Raw genomic sequence first — 24328 nt, 5'->3', positions numbered from 1 at the left:
TTCGGCCTGCAGCCAGTTTTCGCCGGAGAACGACGCGGAGGAAGCGATGCTCTTCAGCTGGCTCTGCAGCTGGGTGATTTCTTCCTGGACCTTCGACTTGTCGACGCCCGGTTCAGCGGCGGCAACCAGCTTGTTCTTGATTTCCTTGACGACGTCGATTGCCGATTCCATGGCGGAATAGGCAGTATCGACCTTGGCAGCGCCGAGGCCGAGGGCGTCCTGGACCGTGGAGAGCGAGCCCTTGTCGGATCGCATGGTGGTCGCGATCGACCAGTAGGCAGCGTTGTCGGAAGCAGAGCCGACGCGCAGGCCCGAGGAAACTCGGCTCTGCGTGGATTCCATGTCGTTGCTGATGCCGCGCAGCGTCTGAAGCGCGGCCATCGCCGACACGTTGGTGAGAATGCTAGCCATAGTTGATTGTCCCTTTGAACGAAATACCTGGAGGGGGACATACCGGACTGTATATTTTACCGGCACTTCGGTCCGGCATCATGCCAACTCGGTCTCTTCAATCTGAAGGAACACCAAACCCGTCGTGTGAGGCAAATCTCGCAGCATTTCCTTTCTAAGTTCTTTAAACAACGAGGGGAGCTAAAAGGCGTTCGACCGATATGATTAACGAAAGATTGACAAAAATTCCGCTTCTGCGAGGTCGGCTTCATGCAAGCTTGGCTTGCCACGATGCGCGGTGAAGCCGATTTGCCGGGACGCCGGCACAACTTTACTGGAGCGGGAAGCCTTGAAACCCCTGAAGATACAACGGCAATACGTCGCAGCGCAAAATCACTTCGACAAAAAAGAATATCACGATGTATTGGGCATCCTGAACAAGCTGCTGGATGTTCACAAGGATCCGAGGCACTACGCACTCCTGGGCGCAACTCTGTTGAAGCTCAAGATGAAGACCGAGGCAGCCCAGGCGTTCCAACTTGCCGGGGGCATGGAATCCCCCCATAAGCTCAAATATCTGCGCGAAGCCATGCGGCTTCATTTCTCCAATAACGACGACATCAGCGTCCTTCGCCTCGGCGCACGCATTCTCAAAGAGGCGATCGCTGATCCCGATATGGCAGTTCTGATGTCCGGCGCTCTCATGCGCCAGGAACTGGACGGCGCCCAAGCATTTCGCAATACACTTGCAAGAAGCGACGAACCGACACACCGGCACCTTGCTGCCCGCTCGATCAAGCTTCAGGAACGCAGCGACGAAGAGAACAAGTGCATTCTCGAGATCTTTGAAAGAGATCCCGAAGACCGCATCGTGCGCAATTTCTACCTTTCGGCGATGCGGGACAGCCTCGACTACGATGTGCTGCGGAAATACGAGCCGATCCAGCTAGAGGAAATTGCCCGGGGCGAATTCGAAGCGATCGCAGACGAAGTATCTCTCTTCAATCTGCGCTGGTGCGACGATGAAAAGACGAACGCCATCGCGGGCTCCAGAATGGGCGAGAGAAAGCCCAAAAACGCCGCCTCGAAAAGGCACAACATGCCGCATCGCTGGGGCAGCAAACTGCGCATAGGCTATCTCTCGGCCGACCTTTGGACGGAACACGCCGTCATGAAGGCGCTGCGGGGCATACTGGAATCGCACGACAGAAACCGTTTCGAAATCACCCTCTTCTGCAACGCCCCTCCCGAACGCCTGCGTAACGACAACAACGCCATCCGCGAGGAATGGGGCAGGGTCATCAGGGTTCGCAACATGACGGACGACGAAGCCGCCGAGGCTATCAAGGCCGAAAACATCGACATCCTGGTCGACCTGCAGGGGCACACCGCAGAAAACAGGGTATTCGTGATGAACCGGCCAGCTGCGCCCGTACATGCGACCTGGCTCGGCTATCCGGGCACTGTCGTCAACGTGGATATCGACTATCTCATCGCAGACAGCACGGTGGTGCCGGAAAGCTCCTTCCCGCATTATTACGAGAAGATCTGCTGGATGCCCGAGACGTTCTTCCCGAACGAAGCGGTCCACCGCCCGATGCCGCAGCCGATCGATCGGGCACTCTGCGACATGCCACAGGACGCCTTCATCTTCTCATGTTTCCACAGCCACTGGAAATTCACGCCAGCAACCATCGACCTCTGGGTCCGCGTCCTCAAGGAAACGCCGGAGAGCTATCTGTTCCTGATCTGCCGCGAACGGTTCGGTGCTCGAAAGAACCTGATCAAGGCCTTTGCGGAGGCGGGAATCCCCAAGAGCCGGCTGATGTTCGGCGATCGCGTCAACAATTATGCGGCCTATATCAACCGTATCGGCCTGACGGATCTCGGTCTCGACACCTATCCGTATAACGGCCATACGACGACCTCCGAAAAGCTGTGGGCCGGACTTCCGATGCTGACCCACAAGGGCAAGAATTTTGCATCCCGGGTCAGCGAAAGCCTGCTGAATGCGCTCGGCCTGCCGGAAATGGTCGCCGACGATCAGGATGATTTCGTTCGCCGCGCGGTCCATTACTACAACAACCGCGAGGAGCTCAAAGAGGTCCGGAAACGGCTCGAGGCAAACCGCTTCACGCACCCGCTGTTCGACGCCGAACGGTATTGCCGGCATCTCGAAACCGCTTACACGATGATGGCCGAGAAGGCGAAGGCCAAGATCAAGCCCGACCACTTCAGCGTTCCGGCCCTACCGCCGCGGGAAGCCCCCTTCAGCGCACGCAAGAACTGATATGCGCATGGAAACGGCGGGGATCCCCCGCCGTTTCCATTTCCGCAGCCCTGCTGCCAGTTAATTGAAGGAACGAACCAAACTGCCGACCAGCAGATTCCAGCCGTCGATCAGGACAAAGAAAAGGATCTTGAAGGGCAGTGAGATCGACGTCGGCGGCAGCATCATCATGCCCATCGCCATGGTGATTGCCGCGACGATCATGTCGATGACCAGAAACGGCAGGATGATCAGGAAGCCGATCTCGAAACCGCGCCTGATTTCCGAGAGCATGAAGGCGGGGACGAGGACGCGGTAGTCGATCGCCTGCGGCGTGCCGACCGACTGGTTTCGTTCCCGGGCGATTTCGACGAAAAGCTGCAGATCCTTGTCGCGCGTATTGGCCGACATGAAAACCCGGAACGGTTCCGCGATCCGCTGAACCGCCTCAGCCTCCGTGACCCTGTTCTGAAGAAGCGGCTGGACGCCCTCGTTCCAGGCCCTGTCGAAGGTGGGCGACATCACATAAAACGTCATGAACAGCGCCATCGAGACCAATATCATGTTCGACGGCGCGGTCGACAGACCCATGCCGGAGCGCAGGATCGAAAAGGCGATCACGAACCGCGGAAAGCTCGTGACCATGATCAGAATGCCGGGGGCGACGGAAAGAACCGTCAACAACCCGAAGGTTCGGATGATCCACGCGGCTGCGGAACCATCGACCGGCAGATTGAGAAGATCCGCGGGCGATTGCTGGGCGAGCGCGAGCCCGGGTGCCGCGATCAGAGCGACGAACAGGAAGATCAGCCGAATCATGCGATCACGAAGGTCCTTTGCGTCACCTTCGATAGTCATCCCGACCAACGCAGGTCAACACCTCAAGGCCGCATCCCGAAGCTCGTGCACAGAAAGCCGCATCAGCCTGACCAAACGACAAGGCCTGGGTTTCCGAACGAGGCCTTCATTCAGCTTGGCGCAAGTCTGGTTGAATAGCGTGAGCTTATGAATGGCTCAAAGCCGCAAAGAGGCCCAACAGCAATGTGAGGGCTTCTCACTTCGGCAAGTCACCGGTGCTTCGGAACGTCAATCGTCTGCGGCGAGCCGGAAGGGCTTGTTCGAGTAAATCAGATCGAGGAAATTCGGTGTCTTCCATTAAACTCAGCATCTGCATTCCGACCTACAACCGTGAAAAACACCTGCACGATTGCCTGGAACGGTGCCATCGCGATTTCCGCTTCGATTTCCCCTATGAAATCGTCATTTCCGACAACGCCTCCACAGACAATACGGGTGCGGTCGCCAAGGAGTTCATCGAGCGGGGGATGCCGATCCGCTACGTCAGGGGTGCGCAGAATGTCGGGATGATCCCCAACATGAACAGCGCGCTCAGGCTGGGACGTGGCGAATACATGCTCTATCTCGCGGACGACGATCGCCTGATCCCGCAGGAAGTCGCCAATATCGTTGCCTATCTCGACGAAAACCCGAACATCACGGTCTGCCATGCACCATGGGCGATGTATGACGGCATCAACGAGGTAGAGGGCGGGCTGTTCTACACGGTCAACGAGGACAAGGTCTTCCCGCAGAAAAGCTTCGCCGAAGTCTTCAACTATATGTTCAGGGGCCACATCTTCCCTGAGATCGGCATCTATCGCAGCAGCGCTTTCCGGGCCGCTTGGGTTCCGAGAGATATCTGCTTCTACCCGTTCCCCATGCTTGCCCACTTCCTGGACCAGGGCGACATCGCGTTCCGCAAGACGCCCTTCTATCGCCAGGTCATCGTATCCGGCGTCGAACGCGATCGCGTCCAGGGAGGCGCTCAGATCGCGGCAACCGGATGGGACCAGTACCGCGGCGGTCTGGAATATTTCCTCTATTTCGCATCCAAACGCGGCAAGGTCGGCACCTCGCCCGACGAACGCGCGACCCAGGAGCATCTTTGCAGAAACTTCACGCTGCAGCGAATGGCCGTCTCGATGCGACTGCTCGTCGGCATGCGCGAATTCGTGAAGGCGTACGAAGTCTATACCAGGATGGTCTTCGGAGGCTTCGACGAGCATCCGGAAGTTCAGTCCTTCAAGGATGGCGGATTGCTGGCAACGGCGCTGCAGATCCTCGTGTGGCAGGTGAGCGTCACCGCCGGTATCGAAAATCTCGTCATCCACGGGTTTCATGACATCGACACCATCAAGGAACGGCTTTTCAGGGTCGATTTCCCGTTGCGGCTGCAGATGATCGACGAGCCGACCGCCCCCACGCCGCAGCAACTTGATAATACGGCGGTCCTCGTGCACCTGCCGGAAGAGCGCGACCGTTTCGTGGAAATGGGCTATCTGCCGAATCTCGTGTTCAGCCAGGACGATCTGATCAAGACCATTCTGCTCTAACGGACGAAGGCGTTTAGCCCGATCGCTTGAAAGCCTCACTCGCATGGCTTAGTGACGATCGTCGTTTCAATGGATAGCGCGTCAGTTACGGAGAGACGGAATTGAAAGCTGTAATTCTCGCCGGTGGATTGGGAACCCGTATCTCCGAGGAGACGCATCTCAAGCCGAAGCCGATGATCGAGATCGGTGGACGGCCGATCCTCTGGCACATCATGAAACTCTATTCCGCCCATGGCGTGAACGAGTTCATCATCTGCTGCGGATACAAGGGCTACGTCATCAAGGAGTATTTTGCGAATTACTTCCTGCATATGTCGGACGTCACCTTCGACATGGCCTATAACGAAAAGCAGGTCCATCGCCGCACCGCCGAGCCTTGGAAAGTCACGCTGATCGATACCGGCGAAGCGACGATGACCGGCGGCCGCCTGAAGCGCGTCTCCGAATACCTGCGCAACGAGGAAAGCTTCTGCTTTACCTATGGCGACGGTTTGAGCGACGTGAATATCACCGAGCTCGTCAAGTTCCATCGTTCGCACGGCAGGAATGCGACGGTTACCGCCGTCCATCCGCCGGGCCGCTACGGCGCGCTCGAACGCTCCGGCAACCAGGTCACCGGCTTCGTGGAAAAGCCGCGCGGCGATGGCGGCATGATCAACGGCGGTTTCTTCGTACTTTCGCCGAAATGCATCGACCTCATCGAGGGCGACAACATTCCGTGGGAATCCGCGCCGATGGCGGACCTTGCTACGATGGGCGAACTGATGGCCTACGAGCACGAAGGCTTCTGGCAGCCGATGGACACGCTGCGCGAAAAGAACCTGCTCGAAGACCTCTGGGCTTCCGGAAAAGCGCCATGGAAAATCTGGCCGTGAGCGGAGGAGCCCAGCCGAGCCACGCTTTCTGGGAAGGTAAACGCGTCCTTTTGACAGGGCATACAGGCTTCAAGGGAGCCTGGCTCTCCATCTGGCTCGGCCGCCTCGGCGCCACGGTCACCGGCGTTGCCCTGCCCCCGGAAACGCGGCCCAGCCTCTTTGCACTTGCGCGGCCCGATCTCAAGGAAAGTCATTTCCAGGATATCCGCGATGCGGCCAGGCTCGCCGAACTGGTGCGCTCCGCCTCCCCCGATATCGTCATGCATCTCGGCGCTCAGGCCCTGGTGCGCCCGAGCTACCAGGATCCGCTTGGCACGTTCGCGACCAACGTGCTCGGGACCGCCAATCTGCTTGAGGCGGTCAGGTCGGTGCCGTCTGCGCGCGTGGTCGTCGCGATCACGACGGACAAAGTCTACCGCAACCTCGAACACGCCTTTCCCTACCGGGAGACCGACCATCTCGGCGGGCACGATCCCTACAGCGCCAGCAAGGCCGCATCCGAGATTATCATTGCGAGCTATCGCGATTCGTTTCTGCGCGAAAAAGGCGTGGCGGTTGCCAGCGCCCGGGCAGGCAATGTCATCGGCGGCGGCGACTGGTCGGCCGACCGTCTGCTGCCGGATGCGGTCCGCGCCTGGCAGTCCGGCAATTCCCTCAGCGTCAGGCGGCCGGAAGCCAAGCGCCCTTGGCAGCACGTGCTCGAACCGCTCTCAGCCTATCTCGTGCTTGCCGAACGGCTGTGGAGCGATCCCTCGATTGGCGACGCCTTCAATTTCGGCCCGATCAGCCATGAAGCTGCACCGGTGCGCCAGGTGATCGAGATCGCCCGCGCCTCCTTCGGCCGCGGCGAAGTGCAATATGGCGACGGCACCGAGGGACCGCACGAAGCGGGCTGGCTTGCCTTGGAAACAGCCAAGGCGCGGCATATGCTGGGCATCGAACCGCGCTGGTCGCTGGCGGAGGCTGTCGACCGGACGATGAAATGGTATCGTGCGCAGAATGACGGCGCCGACGCCCGCGCCCTTTGCGAAGCCGAAATCGACGAATACGAGGCACGCCCTTGAGCCGCTTCACCGTCACCGATCTACCGCTTGCCGGCCTGAAGCTGGTCGAACGTCAAAATCTCGGTGATTCGCGTGGGTTCCTGTCGCGCATGTTCTGCGCAGACGAACTGGCGCCGGCGGGCTGGGAAAAGCCGATCGCCCAGATCAACCTGACAATGACGGCCCGCCAGGGCACCGTGCGCGGCATGCATTTCCAACGCCCTCCCCATGCCGAGATGAAACTGGTCAATTGCCTGCGCGGCGCCGTCTTCGACGTCGCGGTGGATCTCAGACAGGATTCTCCGACCTTCCTGAAATGGCATGCCCAGGAGCTTTCCTCCGAGAACCGCCGATCGCTGCTGATCCCGGAAGGGTTTGCGCACGGCTTCCAGGCGCTGACCGACGACTGTGAGCTCCTCTATTTCCATTCGATGCCCTATGCGTCCGGTTCGGAGGGTGCCTTGAACTCCCAGGACCCCGCACTCGACATCAGTTGGCCGCTGGAGATCACCGAAATGTCGGATCGTGATCGCGGCCATTCCTTCCTGACATCACAATTCACGGGACTGACGCTATGAACTGCCGCCACTGCGGGACCACACTTCGCTGCGATTTCCTGGACCTCGGCTTCGCGCCGCCATCCAACGCGTATCTGACCGCCGAGGATCTGGCCAAGCCGGAAGTCTATTTTCCCTTGAGGCTACAGGTCTGCGAGGAATGCTGGCTGGTCCAGACCGAGGATTATGCCTCGGCCGAATCACTCTTCAGTGCCGAATATGCCTATTTCTCCAGCGCCTCGACGAGCTGGCTCGCCCATGCAGCACGTTATGTCGAGATGATCACCTCTCGTCTCGGTCTCGGCCGGGACAGCATGGTCATCGAGGTCGCATCGAACGACGGTTATCTGCTGAAGAATTTCGTCAAGGCCGGCATACCCTGCCTCGGCGTCGAGCCGACGGCAAGCACGGCGGAAGCCGCCGAAGCGCTTGGCATCCCGGTCCGAGGGGAGTTCTTTGGAGAGGCACTCGGCAAGACGTTGACCGACGAGGGCAAGAGTGCTGATCTCATCCTCGGCAACAACGTCTATGCCCATGTTCCCGACATCAACGACTTCACGCGCGGCCTGAAGGCGGCGCTGAAGGCTGGCGGCACGGTGACGCTCGAATTTCCGCATGTGATGCGGCTTATCGAGCACAATCAGTTCGATACGGTCTATCACGAGCACTTCTCCTATCTTTCCCTCTTCACGGTCGGAAAGATCTTCGACGCGGCGGGCCTGCGCGTCTTCGACGTCGAGGAATTGCCGACCCATGGCGGCAGCCTGCGCGTCTACGGATGCCATGCAGATGATTCACGCCGGACGACGGAGGCGATTACCGCACTTCTCGGCGAAGAACAGCGCCGCGGTCTTCAGACAGCGGCCACCTATGCCGACTTCCAGGCCAAGGCCGAAAAGGTCAAGAACGACGCGCTCGCCTTCCTGCTGGACGCAAAGCGCGAGGGCAAGACGGTCGCAGCCTATGGCGCCGCAGCCAAGGGCAATACGCTTCTGAATTTTGCCGGCGTCAAACCGGACCTCCTCCCCTATGTCTGCGATGCCGCAGCCGCCAAGCAGAACAAGTTCATGCCCGGCAGCCACATTCCGATCCTGCATCCGGACGAGATCGTCGTGCGCCGGCCGGACTATGTGATGATCCTGCCCTGGAACATCGCGACCGAAGTCCGTCAGCAGCTGGCTTCGCTTGCCGATCAGGGCACCAGGTTCGTAACCGCCGTGCCGGAATTGAAGATCATATGACGCCACTCGTCCTGCTTACCGGGGGAACAGGTTTTGTCGGCCGGCAGGTGCTGCGGGCGCTGACCGAATCCGGTACGCGCGTCCGGGTGATTTTACGCGAAGGGTCGGCGGAAAGCCGGCTTGGCGATCTCTCCGCTGTCGAGAGCATCGTGCGGACGCCGGACCTGTTCCGCGAGCCGGTCGAGTGGTGGGCGAAGGCCCTAGACGGCGTCGATACGGTCACACATGTCGCCTGGTACGCCGAACCCGGCAAATATTTGCAGTCACCAGAAAACATCGTCTGCCTCGAAGGCACGTTGCGGATGGCGCAGGGCGCGGCTATCGCCGGCGTCAAACGGTTCGTCGGCGTGGGCACGTGTTTCGAATATGACGTCTCGGTGGGCATGCTCGCCACCGACACGCCGCTGCGGCCGATCAGCCCCTATGCCGGCGCGAAAGCCGCAGTATTTATGGCCCTGTCGCAATGGCTGCCGCTACACCGGATCAGCTTTGCCTGGTGCCGGCTCTTTTATCTTTTCGGCGAAGGTGAAGACGAGCGACGGCTGTTTCCCTACCTTCGCGCCCAGCTCGCCGCAGGCAAACCGGTGGATTTGACCAGCGGCAACCAGATCCGCGACTTCCTGGACGTTCGGGAAGCCGGAAGGCAGATCGCCGATATCGGACTTGGCGACAGAACGGGAGCAGCAAACATCTGTTCCGGAATTCCGGTGACCGTGCGGCAGATAGCCGAGCGGTTGGCCGACGAGTATGGTCGACGCGATCTCCTGCGATTCGGCGCCCGTCCCGACAATCTGGTGGATCCTCCCTGCGTTGTAGGATTAACGAGGTGATGACATGACAACGAAAGATACCCTGCTGCTTTACGAACAGCCGCAGTTGCCGACCTTCCAGAACCGCGTTTATCCCACGGCGGCAGAAGCTAAAAACTGCGCCAAGGGCGACATCCGCCTGGTCCAGGACATGAAGACGGGCCTCGTCTACAACGACGCGTTCGATCCGAAGCTCATGGACTACGACGGCAATTACAATAACGAACAGGGCGTCAGCCGGCATTTCCACCAGCATCTGGAAATGGTGGCCGGTATCGTCGAGCGGACGATGGGCCGCGAGAACCTGGTGGAGGTTGGCTGCGGCAAGGGCCTCTTCCTCGAAATGCTGCTCGAAAAAGGCTTCGACCTCACCGGTTTCGATCCCACCTACGAGGGCACGAACCCGCGCGTGAAACGACACTATTTCGAGGCTGGCGTCGACGTCCAAGGCGAGGGGCTGATCCTTCGCCACGTGCTGGAGCATATCCAGAGCCCGTATGATTTCCTCGTCGAACTCTGCAAGGCGAACGGCGGCAAGGGCCGCATCTATATCGAAGTGCCCTGCTTCGACTGGATCATGGAACACCGCGCCTGGTTCGACGTGTTCTACGAGCACGTCAATTACTTCCGGCTGTCCGATTTCCATCGGATCTTCGGCAATGTCATCGAAAGCGGTCGGGTTTTCGGCGGACAGTACCTTTATGTGGTGGCCGAGCTGGACTCGTTGCGGCCGCCGGTGCGCGAAGAAACCGATCGCGTCGCGTTTCCCGCCGACTTCACCCGCACGCTCGGCGATCGAATTGCAGCGGGCGACAGTTCGGCTATCTGGGGCGGCGCGTCGAAGGGGGTGACCTTCTCGCTGTTGAAATCCCGTCAGGGGCAGCCGGTCGACATGGTCATCGACATCAATCCCGCCAAACAGGGCAAATTCCTGCCGGCGACCGGCCTGATGGTGCAATCGCCGGACCAGGCCCTGGCGAAGCTTCCCCACGGCTCGACCATCTACGTCATGAACTCCAATTATCTCGAGGAAATTCGAATGCTGTCTCACAACGCCTATATCTATGTGGGGATCGACAATGAGTGATTTCACCAAGGAAGTTGAAGCCCGCGTCGCTGCCGTCCCTGGAAACAAGGAACTTACCGACAGCGCCGCGCAGTTCATGCGCACGTCGATCGCCTCGCAATATTCCTACAACTATTTCTGGCTCGGCCGACCGATCATCCAGTATCCGCAGGATATGGTCGCCATGCAGGAGCTGATCTGGACGGTAAAACCCGACCTGATCATCGAGACCGGCATCGCCCATGGCGGCTCCCTCATCCTCAGCGCCTCGATGCTGGCGCTGCTGGAACTGTCGGAAGCGGCGGAAAAGGGCGAAATCGTCGATCCGGCCAAGCCGAAGCGCAAGGTTCTCGGCATCGACATCGACATCCGCCCCCATAACAAGGACGCGATCGAGGCCCACCCGATGGCGTCGCGGATCGAAATGATCCAAGGCTCCAGCATCGCGCCCGAGATCATGGATCAGGTCCGCAAGGTCGCTGCCGGTTATTCGCGCGTCCTGATCAGCCTCGACAGCAACCATACGCACGAGCACGTTCTCGAGGAACTCAAGCTCTATGCCCCGCTCACCAGCGTCGGCAGCTATTGCGTCGTGTTCGACACCGTCGTCGAGGACCTTCCGAAGGAACTGGCCGGCAATCGCCCCTGGGGACCGGGCGACAATCCGAAAACGGCCGTCTTCGAATATCTGAAGACGCATCCGGAATTCGAGATCGACAAGTCGGTCGAGAACAAGCTGCTGATCACGGTCGCCCCGGACGGCTTCCTGAAGCGGGTCCGCTAAACGAAAGGACGCTCCTTCGGTAAACCGAAGGAGCAGTCACGATCGGACAGAGATCCGACCCAAACGAAAAAAGCGGCCACTTACAGGCCGCTTTTTTCGTGATTTGTCATTGAGACGACCGCTATTCGATCACGAAGGAGCGGAACATCACCTTGGCGACTTTGCCCTGCGAGCGAAGATCGACGCGCTCCTTAATGTCGTCCTTGAGATACTGGAAACCCCGCGGCCCCTCGATCTGTTGCAGCGACACCGTGCGCATATAGGCGAGAATATCCTGGTGGATATTTTCCGCGAGTGCCAGTTCCGGCGGCCCCTTGAACGAAAGCGCCACTTCGAGCCTGATCCAGTTCTCGGACGGATAGGCGAGATTGGTGGTAATCGGTTCGAGGAGAATGACGCCATTGGCCTGGGTTGAGATATGGGGAAGGCCCTCTTCCTTCTTGCCGGCTTCGCCGTGTTCGCCGGCCGCGGGCTCGGCCTGATGCGCCTGCGCGTTCGGATCCTTCGGCGCGATCATGCCGCCGACGACCCAGCCGCCACCGGCGCCGATCACGGTCAGGATCGCGACACCGGCAACGACCATGATGGTGCCATTCTTCTTTTTCTTAGCGTCGGCCGCCTGTGCTTCATCCGCCATGATCTTCAAACCTTCACATCAAGAGACCTTCGCCCGGGTCCGTCAGAAGGGCGAGAACATATCGACGACCTGCTGACCGACCGGCGGCTGCTGGACTTCCGTCAGACGGCCGCGGCCACCGTAGGAAATGCGGGCCTCGGCGATCTTGTCATAGGAGATCATATTGGTGGAATCGACATCCTGCGGCCGGACGATACCGGCGACGTTCAGAATGCGGATTTCGTGGTTGACGCGCACTTCCTGTGAACCGCTGATCAGGAGATTGCCGTTTTCGAGAATACCGGTGACGACGGCCGCCACAAGCAGCTTCAGGCTTTCGGCACGCTTGGTCGTTCCCTTGCCCTGCGAATCCGTGTTCGAATCCGTGCCCAGATCGCCAGTGGTCCCCGCCTTGGGAGTCCAGCCGAACAGATTGCTCAAGTTGGCGCCCCAGGTCAGGCTGGTCGAATTCTTGCGGTTGCGTTCCGTCTCGTTGTCAAACGATGCCTTGTCATTGATCTTGATGTCGACGGTCAGGATGTCGCCGACGTTGAGGGCACGCGAATCCTTGAAAAGCGCGGCCTGATTGTCGCTCCACAGCGAATAGCCGCTGGCCATCTGCCGCGGCTGCTTCGGATAGGACGACATCTGCGGCGCCTGCGCATATTGCAGGCCACTGCCGATCGGGCTCATCGCCGGCGCATTGCCGATTTCCTTGATCGTCTGGCTGGAACAACCGGCCAGAAGGAGAACGGCGAGGATTGCGGGAATGCGTTTCGTCATGAGGGTACTTTCGGAACATTGGGAGCGCGTGCTTTCGACGTATGCGGGTCGGAAGCGCTAGAGATGATCGTCGAGATCATGCCGGCCTTATGCGGATCCATTTCTGCGAGGAAAAGGGCCGATTGACGGGCCGGAAGCTGCATGATGATCGCGGCCGCGACCTCCATGTTCATTTCTCCCAGCTGCGGCGCGGCCGCATCCGGTTTCATCGTCTTGAAGATGTCGACCAGGCCGGCCTGGGCGCGTGCCAGGAAGTCGTTGCGGCGCTTCAACCAGTCCTGGTATTCAGTGGTCCGATCCTGGAGGGCCTTGATGCGATCGTTGACGTCCGCCTGCAGTTTTTCAAGCTCCTGCTTCTGCAGGAGATAACGCTGGTCGCGCGCGGCATCGGCGATATTGGTGCAGAACTTCTGAATTTCGTCGCTGGTGGACGCTTCGTTGACCGGAGCCGGCTGCTGCGCCCCGACCTGGGAAACCAGCGTCAGGACAGCGGCGGCGGCAAGCACCCGACGCGCCAGCTTCTTCGATATGGAAATAGTGAACAGGGTCTCGGTCATTGCAGGACGAGCTCCGCTTGAAGGGCACCGGCGGACTTGATGCCTTGTAGGATGGCGATGATGCCGTCCGGCTTGACGCCGATGCTGTTGAGGCCGGCGACCAGGGTCCTGAGATCCGGACCGTTGAGGAGAGCGACCTGGCCGCCGTTCTTCATCGCCATGATGTCCGTCTGGGGCTGAACCGCCGTCTCGCCGCGCGAGAACGGTTCTGGCTGGATCACCTGCGGGGTCTCGGTAACCTGCACCGTGAGCGTACCGTAGCTGACCGCGACACGCGAGATCTTCACATCCGCACCGATGACGATCGTCCCGGTCCGTTCGTTGACGACAACCTTGGCCGGCGTGTCGGTTTCAACCACGAGATTTTCGATCTCGGCCATCAGCCGCGTCAGATCGGCGCTCTTCGGCTTCTCGATCACCACTTCCTGGCTATCGCGGGGCTCGGCGATCGGAGCACCGTAACGGCGTGCCGCGAAACTGTTGACGATGTCCGAGACGCGCACCGCGGTCGAGAAATCCGGATTGCGGAGCTGCAGGACGAGGTTCACCGAATCCTTGAACTTGGACGGCAGCTCGCGCTCGATAATTGCACCGTTCGGCACCCGCGCCGCAGTCGTTACGCCTTCGGTCAGCGTCGCCGCCTGACCCTGGGCCGAAAAACCGGATACGACCAGCGCGCCCTGGGCCACGGCATAGATCTGACCGTCGGCGCCGGAAAGCGAGGTCATCACCAGCGTGCCGCCGCGCAGCGAGGTCGCGTCGCCGAGTGAGCTGGTCGTGACGTCGATGCGGCTGCCGGGGCTCGCAAAGGGAGGCAGGTTGGCCGTGACCATGACGGCCGCGACGTTCTTGGCATTGGACTGGCTGCCCTGGGTCGAGATGCCGAGGTTCTGCAGCATCGCTTTCATGGACTGGTCGGTGAAGGGAGACGAGCGCAGGCTATCGCCTGTGCCCTGAAGGCCGACGACGAGGCCGTAGCCGATCAGCTGATTGTCGCGGCCAGCCTGTAGGGATGCGATATCCTTGATGCGGGCGGAGACGATGTAGGGGCCATCGGCGGACGCCGGCACGCTCCCCAGCAGGGAGCCTATCACGGCGAGCGTCGTGAGGAAGAAACGAGTTCTCATTTCGCCATTACCTGGATTGTCCCGTCAGCCATGACGGTGCCGCTGACCGTGACGCCTGAATCGATGTTGCGCGCGCGAATGACGTCCCCCACTGCCGCATTCTCAAGCGGCGAGCCGGAGGCCGAAATCGTCATGCTGCCGATGGTGAAGGTCAGGCGAACAGCCTTGCCGCGGGTGACCGCGAAGGCTTCGCGTAGCGCCGAGACCGGGACGGTACGCCCGGCCAACAGCGTGCGCTTTGCCACCATGCCCACGACTTCCCTGGTCTTGCGGGCATAGTCGCCGGCCAGATTCGGATTGGTCACCTGAACCTCATCGACCTTACCCTCGGTGATCTCTTCGCCGGGATAGATCGTCTGGGTCGGCACGACGGCCGTCCCCATGCCGGCCAGAACCGGCGAGCCCGTTGCGGCGAGAAGAGCTGCCAGGAGCCGCAAGGCCAGCTTGGCGCCAATCGCATTTTTCCGGCGAAACTTCATGTCTGCCCGTCTCCTGTTTATTATTTCAGGTTCTTGCTGACGATCGTAGCCATCTCATCGGCAGTGGTGATGACCTTGGAGTTCATTTCGTAGGCGCGCTGGGCGGAGATCAGATCGGTAATCTCGCGGACGGCGTCGACGTTGGAACTTTCCAGATAGCCCTGCTTCAGGTAACCAAAGCCCGGATCCTCGGGGGCTGCGACGATCGGCTCGCCGGATGCGGCGGTCTGCGCAAACAGGTTGTCGCCGAGCGGCTGCAGGCCGGCTTCGTTGACGAAGTTGGCCGTGGTGAGCTGGCCGATTTCGGTGAAATCCGCAGATTTACCAACGCGGACCATGACCTGGCCGGTGCGGGTGATCTGCGTTTCGCTGACATCTGCCGGGAAGGTGATGTTCGGCACGACCGCATAACCGTCGATCGTCACCAGCTGGCCCTGGGCATTCTTGTTGAAGGCGCCGGCGCGGCTATAGAGCGTCTGGCCATCCGGGGTCTGGATCTGATACCAGCCGCGGCCGACGATCGCCACGTCGAGATCGTTCTCGGTGTGGGTCAGTTCACCCTGCGTATGAATGTTGCGCACGGCGGAAGTCTGCACGCCGAGGCCGATATTGGCACCTTCCGGCACGATCGCCTGGTTGGCCCGGTTCGGCACGCCCTGGGCACGCTCGCTCTGATAGAGCAGATCGGAGAACTCGGCGCGGGCGCGCTTATAGCCTGTCGTGTTGATGTTCGCGATATTGTTCGCGATGACTTCGAGGTTGGTCTGTTGGGCATCCATGCCCGTTGCTGCGACGGAAAGCGCTCTCATGTCTTCGTCCTCAAACTCTAGATCTGCATTTTCGTGACTTCGAGATAGGCGGACACGATCTTGTCGCGCAGCGCCATGGCGGTCTGGAGCGACTGCTGCGCTTCAAGGACCGCATCTACGACTTCACGGGTGTTGGCCTTGCCCTGGATGGCCTTGAACGACATCGATTCCGCGCCCTTCAGGCTGTTCATCGTATCCGTCGCCATGCTGGCCATGACGCTGCCGAAATCCATTCCGGTGTTCTGGCCGGGCGTCGTCGCGATGCCGCCGGCGAGCACGGAGCTGTTTGTGGAACCGACCTCGTCGATGCCGTTCGACAGCGAAAGAGAACTAACGTTTTGAATTTTATCGATCATTGTCCGGCCTTCAGAAGGTCAATCGTCGCAGCGATCAGTTCGCGCGTCTGTTTGATGGTCTGGATGTTTGCGTCGTAGGAGCGATTGGCTTCACGCATGTCGGCCATCTCGATCAGCATGTTGACGTTGGGCAGCTTGACCATGCCCTTCGCGTCGGCTGCCGGATGGTCCGGATCATACTCCTCGATGAACTTCGAGCTGTCGTTGCCGAGCTTCCTCACCTGCACCACGTCTACGCCGCTCGCCCTGTCGAGCTCGGAGCCGAAGGTAATCGTCTTGCGGCGATAGGGCTCCGCGCCGGGCGTGTCGCCGGTGGAGCGGGCGTTGGCAATGTTTTCGGAAACGATGCGCAGACGTGTCGACTGCGCCTCCATTCCCGATCCAGCGATCTTCAAGGAGGCTGAAAGCGGATCCATTTGCTTACCTCTTCACTAACGTCAGCATCATGCTGTGAAACGATTTCACTAGTCCTGTGCTCAATTCGTATTGGCGTTTGATCTCGCCCGTCTTCGTCAGCTCGTCGGCCAGCGAGACGGTATTGCCGGATTCCTGGACGCCGATTTCGTCGTTCAGTTCCGATGGCTTGATGTCGATCTCATCGCTGAGGTCGTTGCTCGCGAAATGGCCCGGATTGGTGCGAGCCATCGGAACATGCGTGCGGTCCAGCACTGAGTTGAAAGGCGTGATATCCTTCGCCTTGAACTTCGGCGTGTTGGCATTCGCGATATTGCCCGCAACAACTTCCTGACGCACCGAAAGCCAATCGGCCTGCCGGGATGCCATTTCGAACAATTGAATCGGTTGCATAGGGTTGTCTCCATCTTCTGTCTGGAGACTATGCCGGTAAGCTTGCGTCGGACTTACGGGCGCGCGCTGACGCCCGTGTCACGATAAACTTCTCCGCTCGAAGTAATGATCACCCACTTGCCGTCCCGTTGTTCGAGCGTGGCGAGCCTGCTGTTGTTGGGCAGGATCGAGCCTACCCGGACCATGTACATCCCGGAACCGTCTTCGATGAGCGCGCGGCCATTGGCGACATGAAGCAGCCGGAAATTGCCTTTGCCCGGAAAGGGTTGCTCTTCCCGGACACTACCGGTGTTGCGGGTCTCGCCGAGCGACGAGGTGGTGGCGGTGGTCAGGGCGTCTGTCGGCTCGACGGGCTTCGGCCAGTCGTCCTTCGAACTGTCGGTCATGGCGAGAGGCGATACGGTGACGACCGAGCGAGCGACGCCGGGAGGCAGATCGCGAGTGCGGCCGAGTGCTTCCGTGCGGATACCGAACTTGTCGGCATTCAAGAAGACGTACCAGGGAAAAAAGGCGGAGGCGGCGGCCAGCGTGATGCCCGTCGCGACGAGAATCTTGTCCCCCAGCCGCGACTGTGCCTCCTCCGACTTCGATTGAGCCGCCGCGTCCTGATTGTTCTTGTCGCTCATCGAATAATCACCTTCTTGCTATGGCCGACTGCGGATTGCCCTGCCCCGCCGCCGCCCGGAGCGCATTGGCCAGATCCGCGTAGGCATCAAGCGTCGGCTTTTCTCCCGGCGTCTGCTTCAGGACTTCGTAGATGACCGGCACCTGCTTGATCGCCATGTCGAGATCCGGATCGCTGCCGGCGCGATAACCGCCGATCAGGCGCAGATCGCGGGTTTCTTCGTAGCGGTGCACCAGTGATTTCAAGCGCGAGACCAGCTTTTCCTGATCCTCGGTCCAGGCCTTGCGGGCAAGACGCGAGATCGAGGCGAGCGGATTGATCGGCGGATAGCGGCCTTCTTCGGCAAGCGAACGGTCGAGAACGATGTGACCGTCGAGAATGCCGCGGGTCGAGTCGGCGATCGGATCGTTGTGGTTGTCGCCGTCGACCAGGATCGAGATGATCGCGGTGATCGTGCCCGTGCCCTCGACGCCCGGGCCGGCACGTTCAAGCAGACGCGGCAGTTCGGTGAAGACGGATGCAGGATACCCACGTGCGATCGGCGGTTCTCCGGCCGCGACAGCGACCTCGCGGATCGCATGGGCAAAACGGGTGACGCTGTCGGCGATGAACAGGACGTTGTCGCCCTGGTCGCGGAAATGTTCGGCGACGGTGATCGCCACCAATGGCGCCATCTTGCGGAGCATCGGGCTTTCGTCGCTGGTCGCGACGATAGCGATTGACTTCGACATGTGCTCGCCGAGCGTATCCTCGATGAATTCGCGCACTTCGCGGCCGCGTTCGCCGACCAGCGCGATTACCACCTTGTCGAACGCGTCGGCTCTGGCGAGCATCGACAGAAGCGTGGATTTGCCGACGCCGGAACCGGCGAAAATGCCGAGACGCTGGCCGAGGCAAAGCGGCGAGAAGATGTCGATTGCCCGGACGCCGGTCCTGAAACCCTTTTCAACGCGGCTGCGCGTCATGGAGGGCGGCGCCGTATTGGCGATCGAACGGGGATGAAGGCCGCGCGCGATCGGCCCCTTGCCGTCGATCGGCTCGCCGAGCGAATTGATCGTGCGCCCGCACCAGCTCTCGTCGGGAGCGACACGAAAGGCGCCCTTGCGAATGACGGTATCGCCGATGCCGATCGGCTCGCCGGGTTCGATGGGGCAGACATAGATGATGTCCGGCTCGACGCGAACCACCTCGCCAAGATGAATGCCGGTCGCGCTACGATGGGCGACGAATTCGCCGAGCCGCACATGCTTTGACAAGCCCGCAACCGTATAATGCCCTGCAGCGATGGTCCTGACATGACCACCATGGGCAACAGAGAAGGCCGGATCGGCGTAACGCGCCGAAAGCCCGGCAAGCTGGCCCAGCTTGCCGCCGTTGATTGCATCGAGGATAGCCGCTTCCATCATGGTGGGCCCTCTTTCCTATCGTTTAAGCGTTGGAACCACCGAGCGTCTTGATCGCGGCGTCCAGCGAAGTCTCGCTGTCGCGCATCAGCGACGAAATGCTTTCAAAAGCGCGATTGACCTGGATGAGTTGGGTCATCTCGCTGATGCCGTTGACGTTGGCCCCTTCGATATAGCCCTGGACGACGGAATTCTTGATGCCCTCGAGAACCGGCTGCGGGGTGTCGACCGTGATGACGCCGGAGTTGTCGTGGCGCACGAAGCCCTTGGTGACATCAGCCGTGAACAGGCCGAGGCTGGCCACCGGTTGTTCGTTCTGACGAATGATGCCGTCGGAGCCGACGGTTGGAGGACCGCCGTCACGGTTGAGCTGGATCGGCGCGCCGCCTGCATCGAGGACCGCATAACCGCGGATCGAGCGGAGCTGGCCGAGCTCATCCATGGTGAAACGGCCGTCACGGGTCAATACCTTGCCGGCAGGCGTGTCGATCGCGAACCAGGCGTCGCCCTTGATGGCAAAGTCGAGCGGGTTGCCCGTGCGCTGCATTTCACCCGTACGCGTCGACAGGTAGTCGTTGCCCTGGGTGACGAACGCGACCTTTGCGCCGATATCGTTCTGGGTCTTGCTCAGAACCTCGTCGAACTTGACCTCCGTGGAGCGGAAGCCGACCGTGTTCATGTTGGCCATGTTGTCGGCGATCGTGTTCAAGCGACGCTCAAGCGCGATCTGGGAAGAGATGCCGACGTAAAGTCCGGACTGCATATCATTTGCCTCCGAGTTTCAGATTGTTGATCGAGATCAGAAGATCTGTTGAAATCCCGCTCGACGCGGGGGAATTGAAGACGGCGAGCGGGTCATAAGTGTCGGTGGGATTGCTGATCTCCCACATGGCGGTGAACCGCTCGAGGAACTTGTTGACCTTGGTCGGATCCTGGAAATCCTCGATCTTGACCATGTCTTCGATGTACTTGGCCTGACGGTCGAGGTCGGCACCGATCATCTCATCCGGCATGCCAAGCGCGGTGCGCATGACTTCCGAAAGCGCGTCGTCGGCCAGGACTTCCATGCCGGACTTGATCGTCGGCGCAGTGCGTTCGAAATAGAGAGCCAGCCGAACGCCCATATTGTCGGCACCGGCATCCTCTTCCAGCGTCTGGCGCTGGAACTTGTCGACGACGCCTTTCTGGGCCTTGTCGAACGACGTGGCGGTCGCACCGAAAGCTGCGAAATTCAGGGATTCGACCAGTTGCGCATAACGGCTGTCGGACAGCTGGTTGGCGAAATCGGCCTTGTTGTCGGTGCCTTCCGTCAGGACCTTGCGGATCAAGGCCTTGGCGTAGCCCATATCCTCGAGACCGTGTGCCTTCAGCGCGTAGTTATAGAGACGCGTATCGGCCATGAAGTCGTCGATGTTTTTGATACTGCCTATCTTGGACAGATAATATTCGGTCTCGCGCGCAACTTCCGGCTTTTCGGCGACACGCTCCAGCGACTTCGACATGTCGCGACTGATCATTGCGTAGCTGGTGTAAGTCGTGATCACGGTAGCTCTACCTAAGTCCGCGGAAGCGGCGAACGTCGCTGCGGAGCCGGCAATCCGGTCCGATCGTAGGCAGAACTAGCCCCGAAGACTTGTGCGAAACTGTTCGGCACCCGCTTTTATTAGCGTCTTCACAGCCAGCCTCACGCAAGCCAGAAGCCTTATCCCCAAGACAAACGAAAACGATCGGGCACAGGTACGCGATGAATATTATTATCGGCTTTGTCATCACCGTTGGCTGTATTCTCGGCGGCTTCATGGCCATGGGTGGCCATATCAACGTTCTCATCCAGCCTTTCGAGCTGATGATCATCGGCGGCGCCGGTCTTGGCGGCTTCATCATGGCCAACCCGATGAAGGTGGTGAAGGATAGCGGCAAGGCGCTTGGAGAAGCCTTCAAGAATGCCGTACCGAAGGAGCGCAACTACCTCGACGTTCTCGGCGTTCTCTATTCGCTGATGCGCGACCTCAGGACCAAGTCGCGCAACGAAATCGAAGCCCATATCGACAATCCGGATGAATCGCCGATCTTCCAGACTGCTCCGACGGTCCTGAAGAACAAGGAACTGACCGCCTTCATCTGCGACTACGTGCGCCTCATCATCATCGGCAACGCCCGCTCCCACGAGATCGAGGCGCTGATGGACGAAGAACTCAACACGATGTTCTCCGACAAGATGAAGCCTTATCACGCGATCACCGCGATGGGGGACTCCTTCCCGGCCATCGGTATCGTCGCCGCCGTTCTCGGGGTTATCAAGGCGATGGGCAAGATCAACGAATCGCCGGAAGTTCTCGGTGGCCTCATCGGTGCGGCTCTCGTCGGCACCATGCTCGGCATCTTCCTGTCCTATTCGGTCTGCAACCCTTTGACCTCGCAGATCAAGATCGTCCGCACCAAGCAGCACCGCCTGTACATCATCGTCAAGCAGACCCTGCTTGCCTACATGAACGGCTCCGTGCCCCAGGTTGCGCTCGAATACGGACGTAAGACTATTTCCAACAAAGAACGGCCCTCGATCGACTCGGTCGAGCAGGAAATGATGAATCCTGGTGGAGAAAAGGCGGCATGATGACGTCGAACCAAGCAAACCAATCACCGGCGTCGGGCATGGACCTGGCGCTCCTCGCAAAACTGACCGGGGGTCTCGGCGACAAGAAAACCGTCGAGAAGATCAGCAGCGAATTCGCGCAACTCTACGCGGAATTCCTGCCAGACGTCTTTCACAGCGAAACCGGCATCCGGATCGGCGTCTCATATGTGAGCTGCACGTCCGGCCTGATGACCGACCTCATCGCCGATCTGGGCGATGGGTTTGCGCTTTCTGACGGATCCTTGCGCAACTGGTCCCCGAATTTCGTGCTCGGTTGCGGCAACAGCTTCGTGATCGCGCTCATGGAATTGATGCTGGGCTCGGCAGCCGACACGATCATGCAGCCGATCGAACGTCCGCTCTCGGATATCGAGCTCGACCTTGCAGCGATGGTTTTTGAGCGGATCGCCAACGTGCTGCGCTCCGGCGTCAATTCGCAGGGAGGGTTCGAAGCAAACCTTGAACGACCCCATAACGCCGAGGACAGGCCGAAATCGGATGATCTGGCACGCCCGGAATTCGGGGTCTCCATCCGCATGGCATTCGAGCTCGGCTCGGTCATGTCCGAATTTGCCCTGGTCATCCCTCAACGTGCCTTCCTGAAGACCAAAGTCACCGCTCCGCGGGCGAAGGCTCAAGTCAAGGCCAAGCAAGAATGGACGGACCGCATGAATGACCAGGTCCGCCGTTCGCATGTGACCCTCGAGGCCCGTATCCGGCTGCAGAAGCTGACGCTCGGGACGATCTCGCGGCTGGCCGCCGGCGACGTGATTGCCTTCCAGGACAAGCGCGATGTCCAGGTTCAGGTCAGTGCCAACGGCCGGGATATGTATTCTTGCGAATTCGGGCGGTCCGGCGAGCGGTATACAGTCCGCGTAAAGGATAACATCAGCACGGACGACGAGATCCTCCAACACCTGATAGGTTAGATCCGCGGCGAGCCTGCCGCCGGCGTTTTCGCAAAGGCAGGCTGACGCAAGTTTCAACGGGAATAATCACCGCATGGCTACGAAGAAGACACCTCTCACCGATGACGATTCACTGATGCCCCTCGGCAATGATGTCGATCTGGATCAGGCTATCGACGATCTGCGCGGCGTCTTGAAGACGGACGCCGACGGCGGCGTGCCTGGCTTCGATGCTGATTTCGGCGCATCCGCAACCAGCGACTTTTCGTCCGACGCCCCATCGTTCGGAGGCGGCTTCGAAGCCCAGGCCGATACGTTCGGCGGAGGCGGAAGCTTCGGCGGCGGTAGCGCTGGCCTTGGCGGTGCAAAAAGCTTCGGCGGCAACGATTTCGGCAGCTCGACATCCGGCAGTGCCGCCTATCAGGAGCCGGGCAGCGCGCTCAATGCCAATCTCGACCTGATCATGGATATCCCGATCGACGTCGAGATCGTGCTCGGAACCAGCCGCATGCAGGTTTCGGGCCTGATGACGCTCGAGGAAGGTGCGACGATCGCGCTCGACAAGAAGATCGGCGAGCCGGTTGAGATCGTGGTCAACGGACGCCGCATCGGCAAGGGTGAGATCACCGTGCTGGAAAATGACGACACGCGCTTCGGTGTGAGACTGACGGAAGTACTGAGCACGAGAAGAACCTGATCCCTGTTTGGGACAGAAAAGGAAGACCATGATGGACTTTGAGGATTTCGGTGGCAGCGCCTTATCTACGAAACCGTTGTCCAAGGCCGAAAAGGCCGCGGCAGTGCTCCTGGCTATGGGCAAGGGCGTCGCTGGCAAGCTTCTCAAGTATTTCACCCAGAGCGAGCTGCAGAATATCATTGCCTGTGCTCAGACGCTGCGCGCGATCCCGCCGGACGAACTCCTCGAACTCGTCAACGAGTTCGAGGACCTGTTCACTGAGGGCACCGGCCTTATGGACAATGCCGCAGCGATCGAGGGCATTCTCGAAGCGGGCCTGACACCGGAAGAAGTTGACGGCCTGCTCGGCCGCCGCACCGCGTTCGACGATTACCAAGCCAATATCTGGGACCGCCTGCAGGATGCCGATCCGGCATTCGTGGGCAAATTCCTGTCGCGTGAACATCCTCAGACCGTCGCCTACATTCTTTCGCAGATGCCGTCGATCTTCGGTGCGAAGGTCCTGCTTCAGCTTCCCGACAGCCGCCGCGCCGATATCATGAACCGCGCCGTAAACATGAAGGAAGTCAGCCCCAAGGCAGCCCAGATCATCGAGAACCGGGTAATGGAACTGATTGCGGCAATCGAAGCCGAACGCAACTCCAACGGCTCGAACAAGGTCGCCGAGCTTATGAACGAGCTCGACAAGAACCAGGTCGATACCCTGCTCAGCTCCCTCGAGACGATCAGCAAGGAGTCCGTCAACAAGGTCCGTCCGAAGATCTTCCTCTTCGAAGACCTCATGTTCATGCCGCAGCGCAGCCGCGTCATGCTGCTCAACGACGTCGCAGGCGACATCCTCACGATGGCGCTGCGCGGTGCGACCAACGAGATCAAGGAATGTGTCCTCTCGGCGATCAGCCCGCGCCAGCGCCGCATGATCGAAAGCGATCTGGCGGTCCAGAACATGAACCTCAATCCGCGCGAAGTGGCGATTGCCCGCCGCGCGATCGCACAGGAAGCGATCCGGCTCGCCAATTCCGGCCAAATCCTCCTCAAGGAAGAAAAGAAGGATGGCGACAAGCCGGCCGAGGCCGCCTGAGCTGCCTATTGAGACACC

At 60.0% G+C, this 24328-nt stretch carries 28 protein-coding genes; 13 read left to right on the top strand and 15 right to left on the bottom strand.

Annotated elements, in window-relative coordinates:
• Nucleotides 1-411: flagellin N-terminal helical domain-containing protein (locus AC1D3C_RS19685; protein WP_477484025.1), on the bottom strand; the 411-nt coding region annotated here is incomplete at its 3' end.
• Nucleotides 412-814: 403 nt separating this feature from the next.
• Here AC1D3C_RS19685 and AC1D3C_RS19680 point away from each other — a divergent pair.
• A complete protein-coding gene (locus AC1D3C_RS19680; RefSeq protein WP_477484024.1) occupies nt 815-2680 on the top strand; it encodes an O-linked N-acetylglucosamine transferase, SPINDLY family protein in 1866 nt (621 codons plus the stop codon).
• Nucleotides 2681-2740: 60 nt separating this feature from the next.
• Here AC1D3C_RS19680 and fliP read toward each other — a convergent pair whose 3' ends face one another.
• Nucleotides 2741-3478, bottom strand: coding sequence for a flagellar type III secretion system pore protein FliP (gene fliP / locus AC1D3C_RS19675; RefSeq protein WP_038548705.1), 738 nt, complete (start codon nt 3476-3478; stop codon nt 2741-2743).
• A 326-nt stretch (nt 3479-3804) separates the two neighbouring features.
• On the opposite strand from fliP, the gene AC1D3C_RS19670 reads away from it, so the two are divergent.
• From AC1D3C_RS19670 to AC1D3C_RS19635, 8 genes are all read left to right on the top strand, one after another.
• Nucleotides 3805-5052: a glycosyltransferase family 2 protein gene (locus AC1D3C_RS19670; protein WP_477484023.1), complete on the top strand. Its 1248-nt coding sequence runs from the start codon at nt 3805-3807 to the stop codon at nt 5050-5052.
• 101 nt (nt 5053-5153) lie between these two features.
• Entirely contained in the window at nt 5154-5927 is a 774-nt protein-coding gene (rfbF, locus tag AC1D3C_RS19665; protein ID WP_038539757.1) for a glucose-1-phosphate cytidylyltransferase, read from the top strand.
• On the top strand, nt 5909-6991 hold the full coding sequence (rfbG, locus tag AC1D3C_RS19660; RefSeq protein ID WP_477484022.1) for a CDP-glucose 4,6-dehydratase: 1083 nt from the start codon (nt 5909-5911) through the stop codon (nt 6989-6991). Before rfbF ends, rfbG begins: the two co-directional genes overlap by 19 nt.
• Complete coding sequence (locus AC1D3C_RS19655; RefSeq protein ID WP_477484021.1) at nt 6988-7548, top strand: dTDP-4-dehydrorhamnose 3,5-epimerase family protein; 561 nt, start codon at nt 6988-6990, stop codon at nt 7546-7548. The genes rfbG and AC1D3C_RS19655 overlap by 4 nt, the downstream gene beginning before the upstream one ends.
• Nucleotides 7545-8768, top strand: coding sequence for a class I SAM-dependent methyltransferase (locus tag AC1D3C_RS19650; RefSeq protein WP_477484020.1), 1224 nt, complete (start codon nt 7545-7547; stop codon nt 8766-8768). The genes AC1D3C_RS19655 and AC1D3C_RS19650 overlap by 4 nt, the downstream gene beginning before the upstream one ends.
• Entirely contained in the window at nt 8765-9598 is an 834-nt protein-coding gene (locus tag AC1D3C_RS19645) for an NAD-dependent epimerase/dehydratase family protein (protein WP_477484019.1), read from the top strand. Before AC1D3C_RS19650 ends, AC1D3C_RS19645 begins: the two co-directional genes overlap by 4 nt.
• A gap of 4 nt (nt 9599-9602) precedes the next feature.
• A complete protein-coding gene (locus AC1D3C_RS19640; protein ID WP_477484018.1) occupies nt 9603-10664 on the top strand; it encodes a methyltransferase domain-containing protein in 1062 nt (353 codons plus the stop codon).
• Nucleotides 10657-11427 (top strand): cephalosporin hydroxylase family protein, encoded by a 771-nt coding sequence (locus tag AC1D3C_RS19635; protein WP_477484017.1) that lies wholly within the window; start codon nt 10657-10659, stop codon nt 11425-11427. The genes AC1D3C_RS19640 and AC1D3C_RS19635 overlap by 8 nt, the downstream gene beginning before the upstream one ends.
• A gap of 121 nt (nt 11428-11548) precedes the next feature.
• Here the strand turns inward: AC1D3C_RS19635 and AC1D3C_RS19630 are convergent, their stop codons facing one another.
• From AC1D3C_RS19630 to AC1D3C_RS19570, 13 genes are read right to left on the bottom strand one after another with little or no spacing between them, the layout of a single operon-like run.
• On the bottom strand, nt 11549-12064 hold the full coding sequence (locus tag AC1D3C_RS19630; RefSeq protein ID WP_477484016.1) for a flagellar basal body-associated FliL family protein: 516 nt from the start codon (nt 12062-12064) through the stop codon (nt 11549-11551).
• A 42-nt stretch (nt 12065-12106) separates the two neighbouring features.
• Nucleotides 12107-12826, bottom strand: a complete 720-nt coding sequence (gene flgH, locus AC1D3C_RS19625; RefSeq protein WP_038583651.1) for a flagellar basal body L-ring protein FlgH — start codon at nt 12824-12826, stop codon at nt 12107-12109.
• Nucleotides 12823-13383, bottom strand: coding sequence for a MotE family protein (locus AC1D3C_RS19620; RefSeq protein WP_477484015.1), 561 nt, complete (start codon nt 13381-13383; stop codon nt 12823-12825). Before AC1D3C_RS19620 ends, flgH begins: the two co-directional genes overlap by 4 nt.
• Nucleotides 13380-14510: a flagellar basal body P-ring protein FlgI gene (locus tag AC1D3C_RS19615; protein WP_477484014.1), complete on the bottom strand. Its 1131-nt coding sequence runs from the start codon at nt 14508-14510 to the stop codon at nt 13380-13382. Before AC1D3C_RS19615 ends, AC1D3C_RS19620 begins: the two co-directional genes overlap by 4 nt.
• Complete coding sequence (gene flgA, locus AC1D3C_RS19610; RefSeq protein WP_477484013.1) at nt 14507-14989, bottom strand: flagellar basal body P-ring formation chaperone FlgA; 483 nt, start codon at nt 14987-14989, stop codon at nt 14507-14509. Before flgA ends, AC1D3C_RS19615 begins: the two co-directional genes overlap by 4 nt.
• Nucleotides 14990-15009: 20 nt before the next feature.
• A complete protein-coding gene (gene flgG, locus AC1D3C_RS19605; protein WP_038539731.1) occupies nt 15010-15798 on the bottom strand; it encodes a flagellar basal-body rod protein FlgG in 789 nt (262 codons plus the stop codon).
• Nucleotides 15799-15815: 17 nt separating this feature from the next.
• Nucleotides 15816-16154 carry a flagellar hook-basal body complex protein FliE gene (gene fliE, locus AC1D3C_RS19600; protein WP_038539727.1) on the bottom strand — a complete coding sequence of 113 codons (339 nt, stop codon included), beginning with the start codon at nt 16152-16154 and terminating at the stop codon, nt 15816-15818.
• Entirely contained in the window at nt 16151-16570 is a 420-nt protein-coding gene (flgC, locus tag AC1D3C_RS19595; RefSeq protein ID WP_477484012.1) for a flagellar basal body rod protein FlgC, read from the bottom strand. The genes fliE and flgC overlap by 4 nt, the downstream gene beginning before the upstream one ends.
• Nucleotides 16571-16574: 4 nt before the next feature.
• Nucleotides 16575-16961 carry a flagellar basal body rod protein FlgB gene (gene flgB / locus AC1D3C_RS19590; RefSeq protein WP_038539716.1) on the bottom strand — a complete coding sequence of 129 codons (387 nt, stop codon included), beginning with the start codon at nt 16959-16961 and terminating at the stop codon, nt 16575-16577.
• A 53-nt stretch (nt 16962-17014) separates the two neighbouring features.
• Entirely contained in the window at nt 17015-17587 is a 573-nt protein-coding gene (locus tag AC1D3C_RS19585; protein ID WP_038539713.1) for a hypothetical protein, read from the bottom strand.
• Nucleotides 17588-17594: 7 nt separating this feature from the next.
• Entirely contained in the window at nt 17595-18992 is a 1398-nt protein-coding gene (fliI, locus tag AC1D3C_RS19580; RefSeq protein WP_437179040.1) for a flagellar protein export ATPase FliI, read from the bottom strand.
• Between the two features lie 22 nt (nt 18993-19014).
• Nucleotides 19015-19752 (bottom strand): flagellar basal-body rod protein FlgF, encoded by a 738-nt coding sequence (flgF, locus tag AC1D3C_RS19575; protein WP_038539710.1) that lies wholly within the window; start codon nt 19750-19752, stop codon nt 19015-19017.
• Nucleotide 19753: 1 nt separating this feature from the next.
• Nucleotides 19754-20533 (bottom strand): DUF1217 domain-containing protein, encoded by a 780-nt coding sequence (locus tag AC1D3C_RS19570; protein WP_038539707.1) that lies wholly within the window; start codon nt 20531-20533, stop codon nt 19754-19756.
• Nucleotides 20534-20733: 200 nt separating this feature from the next.
• Between AC1D3C_RS19570 and motA the strand changes: the two genes are divergently transcribed.
• From motA to fliG, 4 genes are all read left to right on the top strand, one after another.
• Nucleotides 20734-21603 carry a flagellar motor stator protein MotA gene (gene motA, locus AC1D3C_RS19565; RefSeq protein ID WP_038539704.1) on the top strand — a complete coding sequence of 290 codons (870 nt, stop codon included), beginning with the start codon at nt 20734-20736 and terminating at the stop codon, nt 21601-21603.
• On the top strand, nt 21603-22553 hold the full coding sequence (locus tag AC1D3C_RS19560) for a FliM/FliN family flagellar motor switch protein (protein WP_038548690.1): 951 nt from the start codon (nt 21603-21605) through the stop codon (nt 22551-22553). The genes motA and AC1D3C_RS19560 overlap by 1 nt, the downstream gene beginning before the upstream one ends.
• Before the next feature lie 73 nt (nt 22554-22626).
• Nucleotides 22627-23229 carry a flagellar motor switch protein FliN gene (fliN, locus tag AC1D3C_RS19555; protein ID WP_477484011.1) on the top strand — a complete coding sequence of 201 codons (603 nt, stop codon included), beginning with the start codon at nt 22627-22629 and terminating at the stop codon, nt 23227-23229.
• A 28-nt stretch (nt 23230-23257) separates the two neighbouring features.
• Nucleotides 23258-24310 (top strand): flagellar motor switch protein FliG, encoded by a 1053-nt coding sequence (fliG, locus tag AC1D3C_RS19550; RefSeq protein ID WP_038539700.1) that lies wholly within the window; start codon nt 23258-23260, stop codon nt 24308-24310.
• Nucleotides 24311-24328: the final 18 nt, after the last annotated feature.

This window comes from Neorhizobium sp. P1_A6 (assembly GCF_056406795.1).
Note: the sequence above shows the minus strand (reverse complement) of the source record. Positions and strands in the feature narration are given on the sequence as shown.

Coding starts and splice junctions, on each gene's coding strand:
- fliP (WP_038548705.1), bottom strand. CDS start 3,478: ATGATTCGGCTGATCTTCCTGTTCGTCGCTCTGATCGCGGCACCCGGG.
- rfbG (WP_477484022.1), top strand. CDS start 5,909: ATGGAAAATCTGGCCGTGAGCGGAGGAGCCCAGCCGAGCCACGCTTTC.
- AC1D3C_RS19650 (WP_477484020.1), top strand. CDS start 7,545: ATGAACTGCCGCCACTGCGGGACCACACTTCGCTGCGATTTCCTGGAC.
- AC1D3C_RS19645 (WP_477484019.1), top strand. CDS start 8,765: ATGACGCCACTCGTCCTGCTTACCGGGGGAACAGGTTTTGTCGGCCGG.
- AC1D3C_RS19640 (WP_477484018.1), top strand. CDS start 9,603: ATGACAACGAAAGATACCCTGCTGCTTTACGAACAGCCGCAGTTGCCG.
- AC1D3C_RS19635 (WP_477484017.1), top strand. CDS start 10,657: ATGAGTGATTTCACCAAGGAAGTTGAAGCCCGCGTCGCTGCCGTCCCT.
- AC1D3C_RS19630 (WP_477484016.1), bottom strand. CDS start 12,064: ATGGCGGATGAAGCACAGGCGGCCGACGCTAAGAAAAAGAAGAATGGC.
- flgH (WP_038583651.1), bottom strand. CDS start 12,826: ATGACGAAACGCATTCCCGCAATCCTCGCCGTTCTCCTTCTGGCCGGT.
- AC1D3C_RS19620 (WP_477484015.1), bottom strand. CDS start 13,383: ATGACCGAGACCCTGTTCACTATTTCCATATCGAAGAAGCTGGCGCGT.
- AC1D3C_RS19615 (WP_477484014.1), bottom strand. CDS start 14,510: ATGAGAACTCGTTTCTTCCTCACGACGCTCGCCGTGATAGGCTCCCTG.
- flgA (WP_477484013.1), bottom strand. CDS start 14,989: ATGAAGTTTCGCCGGAAAAATGCGATTGGCGCCAAGCTGGCCTTGCGG.
- flgG (WP_038539731.1), bottom strand. CDS start 15,798: ATGAGAGCGCTTTCCGTCGCAGCAACGGGCATGGATGCCCAACAGACC.
- fliE (WP_038539727.1), bottom strand. CDS start 16,154: ATGATCGATAAAATTCAAAACGTTAGTTCTCTTTCGCTGTCGAACGGC.
- flgC (WP_477484012.1), bottom strand. CDS start 16,570: ATGGATCCGCTTTCAGCCTCCTTGAAGATCGCTGGATCGGGAATGGAG.
- flgB (WP_038539716.1), bottom strand. CDS start 16,961: ATGCAACCGATTCAATTGTTCGAAATGGCATCCCGGCAGGCCGATTGG.
- AC1D3C_RS19585 (WP_038539713.1), bottom strand. CDS start 17,587: ATGAGCGACAAGAACAATCAGGACGCGGCGGCTCAATCGAAGTCGGAG.
- fliI (WP_437179040.1), bottom strand. CDS start 18,992: ATGATGGAAGCGGCTATCCTCGATGCAATCAACGGCGGCAAGCTGGGC.
- flgF (WP_038539710.1), bottom strand. CDS start 19,752: ATGCAGTCCGGACTTTACGTCGGCATCTCTTCCCAGATCGCGCTTGAG.
- motA (WP_038539704.1), top strand. CDS start 20,734: ATGAATATTATTATCGGCTTTGTCATCACCGTTGGCTGTATTCTCGGC.
- AC1D3C_RS19560 (WP_038548690.1), top strand. CDS start 21,603: ATGACGTCGAACCAAGCAAACCAATCACCGGCGTCGGGCATGGACCTG.
- fliN (WP_477484011.1), top strand. CDS start 22,627: ATGGCTACGAAGAAGACACCTCTCACCGATGACGATTCACTGATGCCC.
- fliG (WP_038539700.1), top strand. CDS start 23,258: ATGATGGACTTTGAGGATTTCGGTGGCAGCGCCTTATCTACGAAACCG.